Below are 14,761 nucleotides of genomic sequence, written 5' to 3' on the forward strand. Positions count from 1 at the left end.
GGCCGCGTTGCGGTCGCTGGGGTCAGAAGGCCACGTTGTAGACCAGGCCCGCGAGCGCCCCGCCGATCAGCGGTCCGACCACCGGGATCCAGGCGTAACCCCAGTCGGACGTGCCCTTGTTCGGGATCGGCAGGAACGTGTGCACGATGCGCGGACCGAGGTCCCGGGCCGGATTGATGGCGTAACCGGTGGGCCCGCCGAGCGACAGGCCGATCCCCACCACGAGCAGCGAGACGATCAGCACCGTGGTGCCGGACTCGCCGAGCCCCTTCGTCAGCCCGAAGGCGAGAACGGGCAGCACGAGGGCCATCGTCGCGATGATCTCGGTGACGAGGTTGGCGATCGGGTTCCGGATCTCCGGGATGGTCGAGAAGATGCCGAGCGTCGGCACCGGTTCGTCGGCCGTGCCCTCGGTGGTGCTCTCCTTGCGGACGTTGGCCTGGAACTGCGCGAAGTACACCAGGTAGGCGAGGACGGCACCCAGCATCGCGCCGACGGTCTCGCCCAGCAGATAGACCCAGACCTTGTCCCATTTCCCGGTGTCCACGGCGATGCCGATGGTGACCGCGGGATTGAGCTGGCCCCCGGAGAGGGGAGCGGCGGTGTACGCGCCCGCGAGGACGCCGAAGCCCCACCCGAACGCGATGACGACCCAGCCCGAGGCCCGTGCCTTGGAGTACCTGAGGGTGACGGCGGCACACACACCGGCACCGAACAGGATCAGGATCGCGGTTCCGATGACCTCGCCGACGAAAATGTCTCCATTGCTCATGGCGGCTCCCTTGGCGCCGGCCGTGGGCGCTCGGCCCCGGCCTCCGTGCAGGAAAGTTCGTGGCGACTTCGGCCGGAGGCAGGGAGGCCCCGCGCCCCGCCCGGCGTCCGTGACGAGCGTGCCGGCGCAGCCGTATCGCCAGGAGAGACGGGCCGTGAGCAGGACAGACCCGTGGCGCAGTGCCTGATAACGCCGAGAATGTACGGCGATGTCGGCTGACACCGGGAAGTGTTCACCGGCGCCACGGGGGCGTCAAGGCTGTCGACGGCAGCGGTGACGGCGACGCGCCCGGCGGCCCTGTCACCGATGCCGGGTGCCGAAGGCCAGAAACGGGAAGGGAGTTCACCACCCTGGCTCGGCGGCCGCGTACCCGGCCTGGGCCGTGGCCGCACCCGAGCCGCGCCGGACCTCATGGCCCGGCAGCCCGGCGCGTCCCAGCACCCAGCTCGCCCCGCGCAGCGCCTTGGCCGCCTTCTTCAGCGGAGCGAGCTGGGCGGCGGCCTGGCGGTGGTCGCCCACACTTCCCGGTGCGCACACGATGGTCGCGAGGGAGAGCGTGACCGGCCGGCCCCCCGCGGACCAGGGCGCGTCGAGCACGGCGGCGACCAGCGGATCGAGTGCCTGCTCCTCGGCCAGCACCAGGAAGTCGTCCCCGCCGATGTGCCCCACGCGCGCGTGCCCCGACACGGCCCGCTGCAACGCCCTGCCCACCGACCGGATCAGTTCGTCGCCCGCGGCGAACCCGGCACCGTCGTTGACCTCCTTGAAGTGGTCGATGTCCAGCCAGCTGAGCGCGAACGTCCGGCCGTCCGCGAGCCACCGGTCCACCTCGCCCGTGATCGCGTCCGAACCGGGCAGCCGGGTCAGCGGGTTGAGCCCGGCCGCCTCCTCGACCCGGCTCTCGGCCAGCGCCCGCACCAGGTCCGCGAGCCGTACGACACCCACGCACCGGCCGTGCCGGTCCACCACCGCGACATCGTCCGAGGTCCGGTCCCGGCAGCCGATCGCGACGACGTCCAGCACCTCCCAGGCGGTGGCGTCGACCCCGACCGTGCGGGGCGCGTCCCCAAGCTTGTACGCCGGCCGGTCGGCGTACAGGGCGTGCCCGTAGCGGCCGGACATCGACAGCAGGAAGCGGGAACGGTGCACCGACCGCACGGGCCGGCCTGCCTGGTCCGCCAGCAGCACACCGGAGACGTCCGGTGAGCCGGTCAGCAGCGCGCGCACCTGCCCCGCCGAGGCGGTCACCGGCAGCACGGCGGCCGGGCGCACGAACTCCCGCACCGACGGCCCCGACCGGGGCACACCGACGGCACCGGGGGAGCGGGGCGGAACGTATACGTCCGCGACGGGGATCCGGGCCGGCGGCGCGAACAGCTCGCCCTGGGCCAGCTGCGCCCCGGCCGACAGCGCCCCCGCACACTGCAGTTCCGTCTCGACCCCCTCCACCGCGACCAGGGCCCCCAGCTCCTCGCACAGCGTGCGCATCGCCCGTACCGCGGCCGGCCGGGCCAGCAGCGGGGCGTCGAGCTTGACCAGGTCGGGGGCGAGGTCGGTGAGTAGCCGCAGCGGTACGTCGCCGTCCCCGACGCCGTCCGCGCTGATCCGGAATCCCTGCTCGCGCAGCGCGGCCACCGCCTCCAGCAGGGCCTGCTGCGGCACGTGCGTGTAGGGCGGAACCACGTCCAGCGTCACTTCCCAGGGCATCCGTCCGGCCGCGCGCACGGCGTCGTGCAGCGGGCTGAGGCCGCCGAGGTCGGCGAGGGTGGCCGCGAACACGTTGAGGTGCAGCGGCAGCAGGGTTTCCTTGCGTGTCGCGGCACGGAGCGCCAACACGGTGAGGTGCCCGTCGAGTTCGGGGTCCCGGCGGGCCTCGGCGAGGATGTCACCGGTCTCCGGGCGTGCGAGTGTCTCCAGTGCGGCGACCGCGCCCGTCCTCAGGTTGACCACCGGCTGGAAGGCGAAGCGGAGAGTGTCCGTCCAGGAGTGCACGGGAGCATGATTGCGCCGCCCGCGTGTCCCCAGGCCCAGTTCATAAGACGTTCACGCAGCATTCCGGGGTGATCACGCAGGGTGGACAGTCTCTCTGGTCACTCGTGTCACACAACGGTTCCCGGTCCGCGTCACCGCACCACGACCACCGCCGAACCGTGCCCGAAAAGCCCCTGGTTGGCAGAGATTCCCACCCGTGCCCCGGCGATCTGCCGGTCGCCCGCCGCGCCTCTCAGCTGCAAGGTCAGCTCGCACACCTGGGCGATGGCCTGGGCCGGCACCGCCTCCCCGAACGAGGCGAGCCCGCCACTGGTGTTGACGGGTGTCCGGCCGCCCGGGGCCGTCGCGCCCTCCCGCAGGAGCTTCGCCCCCTCGCCCTCGCCGCACAGCCCGAGATCCTCGTACCACTGCAGCTCCAGCGCGGTGGACAGGTCGTAGACCTCGGCGACGGACAGGTCCTCGGGGCCCAGGCCCGCCTCCTCGTAGGCCACCCGGGCGATGGATGCCCGGAAGCTCTCGTCCGACGGCCGCACGGCGAGCGCCGGGTCGGTGGCGATGTCCGGCAGGTCCAGCACCGTGCTGGGGAAACGCGGGGTCACCGTCGACACCGCGCGGATCCGCACCGGATGGGCCGCACCGTGCCGACGCGCGAAGTCTAGGCTGGAGAGCACCAGGGCCGCGCCGCCGTCGGAGGTGGCGCAGATGTCGAGCAGCCGCAGCGGATCGGCGACCACCGCGGACGCGGCGACCTCCTCGGCGGTGACCCGCTTGCGGTAGCGCGCGAACGGGTTGAGCGCGCCCATGGCCGCGTTCTTCACCTTGACCAGGGCGAAGTCCTCCGGTGTGTCCCCGTGCACCGCCATCCGCCGCCGCGCGTACAGACCGAAGTACGTCGGGTTCGTCGCGCCCAGCAGGCGGAAGCGCAGCCAGTCCGGGTCGTCGGGGCGGTCCCCGCCGGCGGGCCGGAAGAACCCCTTGGGTGCCGCGTCCGCCCCCACCACGAGGACGACGTCCGCGAGGCCGGCGAGGATCTGCGCCCGTGCCGCGGCGATCGCCTGGGCTCCGGAGGCGCATGCCGCGTACACACTGGTGACCCTGGCCCCCTGCCAGCCCAGGGCCCTGGCGAACGTCGCTCCCGCCACATACCCGGGATAGCCGCCACGCACGGTGTCCGCGCCCACGACCGAACCGACGTCGCCCCAGGCGACGCCGGCGTCCGCGAGCGCCGCACGGGCCGCCGTCGTCCCGTACTCCACGAAGGGGCGTCCCCACTTGCCCCAGGGATGCATGCCCGCGCCGAGCACCGCCACGTCCCTCGTCACGCCCTCACCTCCGTCGGCCGCCAGTGCCAGGTCGTCCAGGTGGTCTCCGCGTCCTCGTGGAGCACTCCGGGGACGACCTCCACCTCCATGCCCACCGTCAGATCGGCGACGGTGACCCCGGGAGCCGCCTGCCCGAGCACCACGATCCGCTCTGCCTGCAGCTCCACCGCGATCAACGCGTACGGCTCCCAGGGGAGTTCCCGGTCGCTCACATAGGGTGACGGTGGACGGTAGCGGCTGTCCGTGTACGACCAGATTCGCCCCGTTCGCGACAGCGGTACCTCCTCCAGTGAGGCGCCCTCGCAGTGCGGATTGCGGCAGTGCGTGTCCTCGCGCGGGAAGAAGACCGCGGTGCAGGACGGGCAGCGGGTGCCCAGGAGCCGGAAGTCGTCGTTCTCGCCGGTGAACCAGCCGGCCACCGCGGGGGTGCGTGAGTGCGGCACAGGTCCTCCTCGCCAGGTTTCTGACGTAGCGTCAGGAGTGTGCCACGGGCGACCGGAAAACGGCAGGGTGCCCACCGCGGTGTTGCCGGCCGCCCCGCCGTGCTTCCGGGGGAATCGCCTCCGATCGCTTCCCGGCCGCCACGCCCACCTGATAGATGCAGGGGGCATGACACGACTCACCCGTGCGGTCCGCGGTCTCGTGACCGCACTCGCCGCCCTGCTGGCCGTCACCGCCTCCTCCGCCACGGCCCAGGCGAAGACGGAGCCCAGAGCGCCGAAGGACTTCGTAGCCCTGTCCACCGTGGACCCGACGATCCTCCAGGAGATGCGCTACTTCACCCCGCACAACTTCGTCGGCGAGCGCATCGACGGCTACGAGCAGCCGATCTGCATCCTCACCCGCCCGGCCGCGGACGCCCTCCACAGGGCCCAGCTGAAGCTGCTGCGCAAGGGCTACACCCTCAAGGTCTACGACTGCTACCGGCCACAGCGAGCCGTCGACCACTTCGTCCGCTGGGCCAAGGACCTCGGCGACCAGGCGATGAAGGGCGAGTTCTACCCGGACGTCGACAAGACCCGTCTGTTCGAGGACGGTTACATCGCGGCGAAGTCCGGCCACAGCCGCGGCTCGACCATGGACCTCACGATCGTGAGGCTTCCGGCGAGGCCGACCCGGCCCTACCACCCCGGGGAGCCGCTCGTCCCCTGCTACGCGCCCAAGAACGAGCGTTTCCCCGACAACTCCGTCGACATGGGCACGGGTTTCGACTGTTTCGACCCCCTTGCGCACACGATGGACCCGCGCGTCCAGGGCGAACAGAGGACCAACCGACTGCTCCTCAAGAACACCCTCGAAAGCCTCGGATTCGTGAACCTCGCCGAGGAGTGGTGGCACTTCACCTACCAGCCCGAGCCCTATCCGGACACGTACTTCGACTTCCCCGTGTCCTGGAAGTCGCTCATCAGCGGGCACTGAGCGGACAGCGGAAGACGCCCTTCTTCTGATCGGATACAGTCCGCGCGTGTCCGAAACTCAGCACTCCACTGCCAACTCCGCACCGGACTCCCACTGTTCGAGCTGCGGGTCGCCCTACGGAGAGGGCGTTTCCGGCTGGCCGCGCACCTGCCCGTCGTGCGGGACCGTCGCCTACCGCAATCCGCTCCCCGTGGCGGTCGCGCTCCAGCCCGTGTACGACACCAAGGGCACCGCCCTGGTCGTGATCACCCGGACCGTCGCCCCCGCGCGCGGGGGCACGGCGCTGCCCGGCGGCTACATCGACGACCGGGAGGACTGGAAGCAGGCCGTCGTACGCGAACTCAAGGAGGAGACCGGTATCGACGCGGCCGCGCGCGATGTGCGGCTCGTGGACGCCATGAGTTCGCCGGACGGCCACCTGCTGCTGTTCGGACTGCTCCCGGAACGCCCGGTGGAGGCACTGCCGCCCTCCACTCGCACGAACGAGACCGAGGGCTGGCAGCTGCTGCGCCGGCCCGGGGAACTCGCCTTCCCGCTGCACACCGCGGCCGTACGGGCCTGGTTCAGCGGCCGGTACGTCTGAGGCACGCGGCTCGGCCCAGCCGCGCACCGCACCCCAAGGACCGGCCCGGCCGAACCGCCGGGCCGGGATCCACGGGGCCGGCCCAGCGCAGCCCTCGCACGGGGGGCGGATCAGCGCAGCCCTCGCACGGGGCGGATCAGCGACACCCCGGTCGGGCCGGCGCAGCGCGGTCCTCGCACCCGCCCGGGCAGGCTCAGCCCAGGCCCCGTACCCGCACCGGGTAGGACGGCTCGGCGGAACCGTCCACCCGCTCCCGGGTGACCGCCACCCCACCGCCCTGCCGGCGAGCGACGTAGCGCTCGATCTCCGTCTCCTCCCAGCCGTCGCCCGCGTCCGCCACGACCAGACCGCCTCCCGTCCGGCCACGCGCGGGTGCCCACACCTCCAGCTCCAGGCGCCCGTCGGCACCGCGCACCGGGATGACCGCTCCCGCCCGCGCGAACACCGGTATCCGCTCCAGCGGCGCGTCGACCAGGACCTGCGCCGGCCCCTCGTAGGCCTCCTCCGTCACCGTGTCGTACCAAAGGCCCCGCGGCAGCTGCACCGCACGCCGGTCGGCACCCGGGTCCAGCACCGGGGCGACCAGCAGACCGTCCCCGAGCAGAAACGTGTCCTCGCAGTCGCGCAGCGCCCGGTCCTCCGGCGCCCCCCACCACAACGGCCGCACATAGGGCGCGCCGGTGCGCCGCGCCAGATGAGCCAGCGTGACGAAGTACGGCAGCAGCCTCCGCCGTTCGAGCAGCGCCACACGCGCGTGCTCCAGCACCTCGGCACCGAACTCCCAGGGCTCCCTGCGTCCCGCCCGCAGACTCGCGTGCGTGCGGAACAGCGGCAGATAGGCGCCGAGCTGGAACCACCTGAGGTACAGCTCCGGCGACGGACTGCCGTCGTAACCGCCCACGTCCGGACCCGAGTACGGCACCCCGCACAGACCGAGGCCCAGCACCAGCGACAGCGACGCCCGCAGCCCCGGCCAGCCCGTCGCCACGTCCCCCGACCAGGTGCCCGCGTAGCGCTGCATGCCCGCCCAGCCCGAGCGGGAGAACAGAAACGGCCGCTCCTGGGGCGACAGCCGGCGCAGCCCCTCGTAACCCGCCCGCGCCATGCACAGCGCGTAGACGTTGTGCGCTTCCCGGTGATCGCCCCCGCGCCCCTCCAGGGCGTGCCGGGCCGACCGCGGCAGGGTCGGCTCCCCGAAAGCGTTGAACGACGTCGGCTCGTTCATGTCGTGCCAGAACCCCGCGAAGCCCTGCCCCAGCCGCTCCTCGTACAGCCCGCCCCACCACGTGCGCACGCGCGCGTGCGTGAAGTCGGGAAAGACCGACTCCCCGGCCCACACCACGCCCCGCACCTCGCGCCCCGAGCCGTCCCGCACGAACGCGTCCACGGCCGCGCCACCGTCGTAGACGGCGTTGCCCGGCGCGGCCCGCACGGCCGCGTCGACGATCGACACCAGCCGGATCCCGTCCCGCCGCAGCTCGTCGGCCAGCTGGGGCAGCTTCGGGAAACGCTCCTCATCGACCGTGAACACCTGGTGGTCGTCATAGTGGTCGATGTCCAGGTGCACGGCGTCCAGCGGCAGACCGCGCTCCTGGTAACCCGCGACGATCCGGCGCACCTCCTGCTCGCTGCCGAAGCCCCACCGCGCGTGATGGTGGCCCAGAGCCCATGACGGCGGGAGCGCGGGCGCCCCGGTCAGCGAGGCCCAGGTGTGCAGCACGCGCGCGGGCGTACCCACCATCACCCAGCAGCGCAGCGGACCGCCGTCCATCCGCATCTCGCAGCGCCCCGCCCGGTCGTGCCCGGACCCGGCGCCCTCCTCACCCTCCCGCAGGACCACCGTGCCGTCCCACGGGGAGTCGTGGAACACCAGGTGCGTACCGGCGTCGGCCACCACCAGCTGAACCGGCATCGTCAGATACAGCGGATCGTCGCCGGGCCCGAACGCCCTGCCGGGATCGGTGTTCCACAGCCGGTACGTGCCGTCCCGCAGCCGGGGGCCCGACGCCCGGCCGCCCAGACCGAAGAAGCGAGCGTCCGCCGTCACCTCCGACCGCTGCATCCACCGTGCCGTGCCCCCGCCGACCGGCTCCCACCAGCGCGGCGGCAGATCCCGCCGCAGGGTCACCCCACCGGGCGTGCACACCTCCACCGCGCCGTGCCGCGAGACGGTGACCGTCACACGCTCGGCGACCACCCGCCAGCCACCGTCCTTGTCCGGCTCCAGCACCGCCCGCGGATCCGGCTCCGGACAGCTCACCGCGAGCGCGTACGACGGCTGCGGACCCGCCCCGTCCCACCCCCAGAACACCGCCCCGTTCACCGCGACGATGATCCGCAGCTCGGACCGGCCGAACCGGATCAGCCCACCACCGGGCCCCGCCTCCACGCCCGCCACCTGACCCGGGACCCGTGCCCGCTCGGCCCCCCGCCGCGGCAGCCCGGCGGCATCGATCCGCCTCCTGCGCCACGCGGCCCGCACGGTACGCAACCCCCGAGCCGCCCTCCCCGAACCGACCACACTCACCGAACGCACCAGGTCACGACCGTCCATGCTGCTCACCCTGCCACTGAGCACCCCACGCGCGCGTGTCGTTCAACTGCCGTTCACCCGTGCCAGGACCACATCTTCACGACACCGACTATGTGGGGCGCACCCTGGTGTAGAAGTCGATCACATGGCATCGTCCCTGTCAGCCGCGTCACGCGCACACCCCAGCCCGTGCGCGGACCGACGCACACGACGCGCACAGCCCGGGAGCCGCACCCATGTCGACCGCGAACCCTCAGCCGCTCTGGCAGCCCGATCCCGAGCGGATCGCCCAGGCCCGCATCACCCAGTTCCAGGCATGGGCCGCCCAGCACCACGGCGCCCCGGCCGAAGGCGGCTACCCCACCCTGCACCAGTGGTCCGTGGACCAGCTGGACACCTTCTGGAAAGCCGTCACCGAGTGGTTCGACGTACGCTTCTCGACGCCCTACGCGCGCGTCCTCGGCGACCGCGCCATGCCCGGCGCCCAGTGGTTCCCCGAAGCCACCCTCAACTACGCCGAGCACGCCCTGCGCGCCGCGGCCGACCGCGCGGACCAGCCCGCCCTCCTGTACGTCGACGAGACCCACGAGCCACGCCCCGTGACCTGGGCCGAGCTGCGCCGCCAGGTCGGCTCGCTCGCCGCCGAGCTCCGCACCCTCGGTGTCCGCCCCGGAGACCGCGTCAGCGGCTACCTGCCCAACATCCCGCAGGCCGTCGTCGCCCTCCTCGCCACGGCCGCCGTCGGCGCCGTCTGGACCTCCTGCGCCCCCGACTTCGGCGCCCGCAGCGTCCTGGACCGCTTCCAGCAGGTCGAACCCGTCGTCCTGTTCACCGTCGACGGCTACCGGTACGGCGGCAAGGAGCACGACCGCCGCGACATCGTCGCCGAGCTCCGCCGCGAGCTGCCCACCGTGCGCGCCGTCGTCCACATCCCGCTGCTCGGCACCGAGGCACCCGAGGGAGCACTGGAGTGGTCGGCGCTGACCGCCGCGGACACCGAGCCCGTCTTCGAGCAGGTCCCGTTCGACCACCCGCTGTGGGTGCTGTACTCCTCCGGCACCACCGGCCTGCCCAAGGCCATCGTCCAGTCCCAGGGCGGCATCCTCCTCGAACACCTCAAGCAGCTCGGCCTGCACTGCGACCTCGGCCCCGAGGACCGTTTCTTCTGGTACACCTCGACCGGCTGGATGATGTGGAACTTCCTCGTCTCCGGCCTGCTCACGGGCACGACGATCGTCCTGTACGACGGCAGCCCCGGCTACCCCGACACCGGCGCCCAGTGGAAGGTCGCGGAGCGCACGGGAGCCACCCTCTACGGCACCTCCGCCGCCTACGTCATGGCCTGCCGCAAGGCCGGCGTCCACCCCGCGCGTGACCACGACCTGTCCACGGTCAAGTGCGTCGCCACGACCGGATCCCCCCTGCCCCCCGACGGCTTCCGCTGGCTGCACGACGAGTTCGCGGACCGCGGGGCCGACCTGTGGATCGCCTCCGTCAGCGGGGGCACCGACGTCTGCTCCTGCTTCGCCGGCGGCGTCCCGACCCTCCCGGTGTACACCGGCGAACTCCAGGCCCCCGGCCTCGGCACCGACCTGCAGGCCTGGGACCCCAGCGGCAAGCCCGTCGTCGACGAGGTCGGCGAGCTGGTCGTCACCAACCCCATGCCCTCCATGCCGATCCACTTCTGGAACGACCCCGACGGCAGCCGCTACCACGACAGCTACTTCGACACCTACCCCGGCGTCTGGCGCCACGGCGACTGGATCACGGTCACCTCGCGCGACACCGTGATCATCCACGGCCGCTCCGACTCCACCCTCAACCGGCAGGGCGTGCGCATGGGCTCGGCCGACATCTACGAGGTCGTCGAGCGCCTCCCCGAGATCAGGGAATCCCTGGTCATCGGCATCGAACAACCCGACGGCGGCTACTGGATGCCGCTCTTCGTGCACCTCGCGCCGGGCGCCGTCCTCGACGAGGCACTCCTGAACCGCGTCAAGCAGGCGATCCGCGAGCAGCTCTCGCCACGTCACGTGCCCGACGAGATCCTTGAGGTCCCCGGCATCCCGCACACCCTCACCGGCAAGCGCATCGAGGTCCCGGTCAAGCGCCTGCTCCAGGGCACCCCGGTCGAGAAGGCGGTCAACCCGGGCTCCATCGACAACCTGGCCCTGCTCGACTTCTACAAGGAACTCGCCCGCAAACGCGCCTGACTCCCCGCACACCGCACCCTCCACAGCGGCCCCGGACTCGCCGGCACGGCGGCGAAGCCCGGGGCCGACCGCGCGACACCGGCCCGTTGTCAGTGCCGCCGGTTACGGTGAGTGAGCATCGATCGACTGCGCACTCAGGGGGAAACATGGCGCACACCGACCATCAGACCATGCGACGCGTCCTGCGCCGCGAGATCGCCGGCACCATCGGTCTGCTCACCGACGAACACGACTTCCGGGCCATGCGGCGCTATCGCACCTTCGCCTTCGACGACCACGCGACCTACCTCCAGCAGGTCGAAGCCGTCCTCAAGACCCGCGCCGACCAGGGCACCCACACCACACTGGCCCTGTTCGACCCCGACGACTACGCCGCCTACTGCGCGGAAGCCGGCCTGGACCCGGAAGTGCCGGCAAGCCGGACCCGGTTCACCGCGCAACTCGCGGCCACGGGCCCCACCATCCCCTACGACGGCCGACCCCTCACCACCCTCGTACCCGCCCTCGTGGACGAGGCCGTACGCCAGGCGACCTGGGAATACGCCACCACCATGCTCTCCCGCCTCGGCCCCTGCCCCACCTGCGGCGAGGACATCGGCAGGGCAGCCTTCACCCGGGCTTCCGACCTCCTGATCCGTATCCTCGACACCGCACCAGCCGGCGACCGCCACCTCGTGTGCAGCGTCTCCGGACCACCGGACACCCTGGTCTCCGTCCTGCACGGCGACCAGGACGGCCATGGCGGGACCCGACTCGACGACGCCGAGGCCCTGGAATTCACCAGCGTCCTCGCACTGGGCCTCGCGACCCGCAGCCCGGGCGGACTCGTCCTGCGCACCAGCGCCCCGGACACGACCGACCGCGTCTACGGCTGGCGACTGCGCGCCGGCACCCTCGAACCACTCACCGCCTCGGAAGTCTTCGACGCCTACTGCACCGACGTCGAATCCGGCGACCTCATCTCACCGGAGCCCGGTGTCGACTACTGCCGGCCCCCCGACCTCGGAGACGAGAGCGCGACACCGGACCACCGGCACTGAACAAGCCGACGCGACGGTCGCGCTGACCACGCCGGCACCAGCGCGAACGCACCAGGGGCGCCCCACCCGAAGGCGGGACGCCCCTGCACCCGGCACATCGCATGCACCGGTACGGCTACTCGCCGGACAGCACCGCCTGTGCCGCGCTGCGCGCCTCCTCGGCGCTGTCCGCGGCACGCGCGGCAGCCGCCGCCCGCTCGCACTGCGCCAGCGTGTACTTCGCCAGCGTCGCCCGCACATAAGGAATGGACGCCGCACCCATGGACAGGGAGGTGACACCCAGACCGGTCAGCACACACGCCAGCAGCGGGTCGGACGCCGCCTCGCCGCACACGCCACAGCTCTTGCCCTCGGCCTTGGCCGCCTCCGCGGACAGCGCGACCAGGTCGAGCAGCGCCGGCTGCCACGGGTCCTGCAGCCGGGACACCGCACCGACCTGCCGGTCGGCCGCGAACGTGTACTGCGCGAGGTCGTTCGTCCCCAGCGACAGGAACTCGACCTCCTGCAGAATCGAACGCGCCCGCAGCGCGGCCGACGGGATCTCCACCATCGCGCCGAACTTCGCCCGCAGCCCCGCCGCACGGCACGCGTCCGCGAACGCCCTGGCGTCCGCCCGGTCCGCCACCATGGGCGCCATGATCTCAAGGTAGACGGGCAGCCCCTCGGCGGCCTTCGCCAGCGCCGTCAGCTGCGTGCGCAGGATCTCGGGGTGGTCCAGCAGCGTCCGCAGACCCCGAACACCCAGCGCAGGGTTCGGCTCGTCGGCCGGCGTCAGGAAGTCCAGCGGCTTGTCGGCTCCGGCGTCCAGCACCCGCACGACCACACGACTCTCGGGGAACGCCTCCAGCACCTGCCGGTAGGCCTCCACCTGCTTCTGCTCGGAAGGAGCGTTCTTGCTGTCGTCCAGGAACAGGAACTCGGTACGGAACAGACCGACACCCTCGGCCCCGGCATCCACCGCGGCCGGCACGTCCGCCGGGCCGCCCACGTTGGCCAGCAGCGGCACCTTGTGACCGTCCGCCGTCGCACCCGGCCCGGTCGAGGCGGCCAGCGCGGCCTTCCGCTCGGCGGCCGCGGCCTCCAGCTCCGCCTTCTTCGCCTCGGTCGGGTTCACGAAGATGTCGCCGGTGCTGCCGTCGACGGCGATCACCGTGCCCTCCGCCAGCTCACCGGCACCCGGCAGCGCCACGACCGCCGGCACACCCAGCGCCCGCGCGAGGATCGCGCTGTGACTGGTCGGCCCACCCTCCTCGGTCACGAAACCGAGCACCAGAGACGGATCCAGCAGTGCGGTGTCAGCCGGAGCAAGGTCCCGCGCCACGAGCACATACGGCTCGTCGCTGTCCGGTACACCCGGCATCGGAACGCCCAGCAACCGCGCGACGATACGATTCCGCACGTCATCAAGGTCGGCTACCCGACCGGCGAGGTACTCACCGGCACCCGCCAGCAGCTCCCGGTACGCCGCGAACGCGTCGTACACCGCGCGCTCGGCCGTGCTGCCGACGGCGATCCTCCGGTCCACGTCCGCCATCAGCTCGGGGTCCTGGGCCATCATGGCCTGCGCCTCAAGCACGGCCTGGGCCTCGCCACCCGCCAGATTGCCGCGCGCCACCAGATCGGCGGCGACGGCGTCCACCGCCTGGCGAGCCCGCCCCTGCTCCCGCTCGGCCTCCTCCGGTGGGATCTGCTTGGCCGGCGGCTCCAGCACCGCCGTACCCATGTGCCGAACCTCGCCGATGGCCACGCCATGGCTCACGCCGACGCCTCGCAGCGTTGTCTCCATCTCACCCGTCTCCGATAGTGCGGCCCGGTTGTGCCGCCGTGGTGGTTGTCCTGTGCGCCGTCCTGCGACGGCCGTGCCGTCAGCCCCAGGAGAAGAGGCTGTCGCCGGCCTTCACGTCACCGCTGTCACGGAGGTCGGAGAGGGACTCGGCCGTGGCTTCGAGTGCGACGACGGGGCAGACGGGGGACTTGCCGGCGGCCTCTACGGCGGCGGGGTTCCAGCGCACGATCGCCTGACCGCGCGTCACGGTGTCGCCCTTGCTGACGAGGAGCTCGAAACCCTCGCCGTTGAGCTGCACGGTGTCGATGCCGAGGTGGGTGAGCACGCCGTGCCCGCTCTCGTCGACCACGACGAAGGCGTGCGGGTGCAGGGAAACGATCACGCCGTCGACGGGTGCGACGGCCTCGGAGAACTCACGCACGGGGTCGATCGCGGTGCCCGGGCCGACCATGGCCCCGGAAAAGACCGGATCCGGCACTTCGGCCAGTCCGATGGCACGTCCAGCGAGAGGGGACGTCACGGTGGTCATGGGAAGCCTCCCAAGGAGTGGAGCTGCGCACTGAGCAGCAGCGTATGTCATGTGAACGGGCGGTTCCGTATGGAAGCTACCAGCTAGTGGTCTAGACCACCAACCCCGCGGATTTGCACCCCGTTCAAGGCTCCGTGTACAGTCGTACTCCTGCTTAGGGCGAAGGGACGCGAAAGCATCCTCGCTCGGCGGAACCCAAACTCGTCAGATCCTAATCTCTGGATCCGCTTCTGCATGTCTGCAGGAGGGTGGTCAGGGAGACGGAAAAACCCTGGTAGAGTTTGAAACACCGAAGGGAAGCCCGGAGGAAAGCCCGAGAGGGTGAGTACAAAGGAAGCGACCGTTCCTTGAGAACTCAACAGCGTGCCAAAAATCAACGCCAGATATGTTGATACCCCGTCTACCGGATCTTTCCGGTGGCGAGGTTCCTTTGAAAAACACAGCGAGGACGCTGTGAACCATCGGATTATTCCTCCGGTGGTTCCGCTCTCGTGGTGTTCATCCCGATCACGGGAAAACATTCACGGAGAGTTTGATCCTGGCTCAGGACGAACGCTGGCGGCGTGCTTAAC

At 71.5% G+C, this 14,761-nt stretch carries 11 protein-coding genes; 4 read left to right on the forward strand and 7 right to left on the reverse strand.

From position 1 onward, the window contains the following. Window positions 1-22: 22 nt before the first annotated feature. The 4 genes from IE244_RS35710 to IE244_RS35725 form a co-directional block, all read right to left on the reverse strand. A complete protein-coding gene (locus IE244_RS35710; RefSeq protein WP_191877732.1) occupies window positions 23-772 on the reverse strand; it encodes an MIP/aquaporin family protein in 750 nt (249 codons plus the stop codon). A gap of 342 nt (window positions 773-1,114) precedes the next feature. Continuing rightward, the gene (locus IE244_RS35715; protein ID WP_191877733.1) at window positions 1,115-2,764 is read right to left on the reverse strand and encodes a GGDEF domain-containing protein; all 1,650 of its coding nucleotides are present in this window, start codon (window positions 2,762-2,764) and stop codon (window positions 1,115-1,117) included. Window positions 2,765-2,895: 131 nt separating this feature from the next. After that, complete coding sequence (locus IE244_RS35720) at window positions 2,896-4,086, reverse strand: lipid-transfer protein (protein WP_191877734.1); 1,191 nt, start codon at window positions 4,084-4,086, stop codon at window positions 2,896-2,898. Next, window positions 4,083-4,529 (reverse strand): Zn-ribbon domain-containing OB-fold protein, encoded by a 447-nt coding sequence (locus IE244_RS35725; RefSeq protein WP_191877735.1) that lies wholly within the window; start codon window positions 4,527-4,529, stop codon window positions 4,083-4,085. The genes IE244_RS35720 and IE244_RS35725 overlap by 4 nt, the downstream gene beginning before the upstream one ends. A 166-nt stretch (window positions 4,530-4,695) precedes the next feature. Here IE244_RS35725 and IE244_RS35730 point away from each other — a divergent pair, with 166 nt between their 5' ends. Both IE244_RS35730 and IE244_RS35735 read left to right on the forward strand, forming a co-directional pair. Next, window positions 4,696-5,505 (forward strand): M15 family metallopeptidase, encoded by an 810-nt coding sequence (locus IE244_RS35730; protein WP_191877736.1) that lies wholly within the window; start codon window positions 4,696-4,698, stop codon window positions 5,503-5,505. A gap of 46 nt (window positions 5,506-5,551) precedes the next feature. Further along, window positions 5,552-6,088, forward strand: a complete 537-nt coding sequence (locus IE244_RS35735; protein ID WP_191877737.1) for an NUDIX domain-containing protein — start codon at window positions 5,552-5,554, stop codon at window positions 6,086-6,088. Window positions 6,089-6,281: 193 nt separating this feature from the next. On the opposite strand, the gene IE244_RS35740 is transcribed toward IE244_RS35735, so the two are convergent. After that, window positions 6,282-8,642 carry a glycoside hydrolase family 31 protein gene (locus IE244_RS35740; RefSeq protein ID WP_191877738.1) on the reverse strand — a complete coding sequence of 787 codons (2,361 nt, stop codon included), beginning with the start codon at window positions 8,640-8,642 and terminating at the stop codon, window positions 6,282-6,284. Window positions 8,643-8,857: 215 nt separating this feature from the next. Here IE244_RS35740 and IE244_RS35745 point away from each other — a divergent pair, with 215 nt between their 5' ends. Continuing rightward, window positions 8,858-10,834 carry an acetoacetate--CoA ligase gene (locus IE244_RS35745; protein WP_191877739.1) on the forward strand — a complete coding sequence of 659 codons (1,977 nt, stop codon included), beginning with the start codon at window positions 8,858-8,860 and terminating at the stop codon, window positions 10,832-10,834. A 146-nt stretch (window positions 10,835-10,980) separates the two neighbouring features. Then, window positions 10,981-11,874, forward strand: coding sequence for a DUF8829 domain-containing protein (locus IE244_RS35750; RefSeq protein WP_191877740.1), 894 nt, complete (start codon window positions 10,981-10,983; stop codon window positions 11,872-11,874). A 115-nt stretch (window positions 11,875-11,989) separates the two neighbouring features. Here the strand turns inward: IE244_RS35750 and ptsP are convergent, their stop codons facing one another. Next, window positions 11,990-13,660 carry a phosphoenolpyruvate--protein phosphotransferase gene (gene ptsP, locus IE244_RS35755; RefSeq protein WP_191877741.1) on the reverse strand — a complete coding sequence of 557 codons (1,671 nt, stop codon included), beginning with the start codon at window positions 13,658-13,660 and terminating at the stop codon, window positions 11,990-11,992. Between the two features lie 79 nt (window positions 13,661-13,739). Beyond that, window positions 13,740-14,189 carry a PTS sugar transporter subunit IIA gene (locus tag IE244_RS35760; RefSeq protein WP_191877742.1) on the reverse strand — a complete coding sequence of 150 codons (450 nt, stop codon included), beginning with the start codon at window positions 14,187-14,189 and terminating at the stop codon, window positions 13,740-13,742. Between the last annotated feature and the right edge of the window lie 572 nt (window positions 14,190-14,761).

This window comes from Streptomyces filipinensis (assembly GCF_014649495.1).
Classification (GTDB): domain Bacteria; phylum Actinomycetota; class Actinomycetes; order Streptomycetales; family Streptomycetaceae; genus Streptomyces; species Streptomyces filipinensis.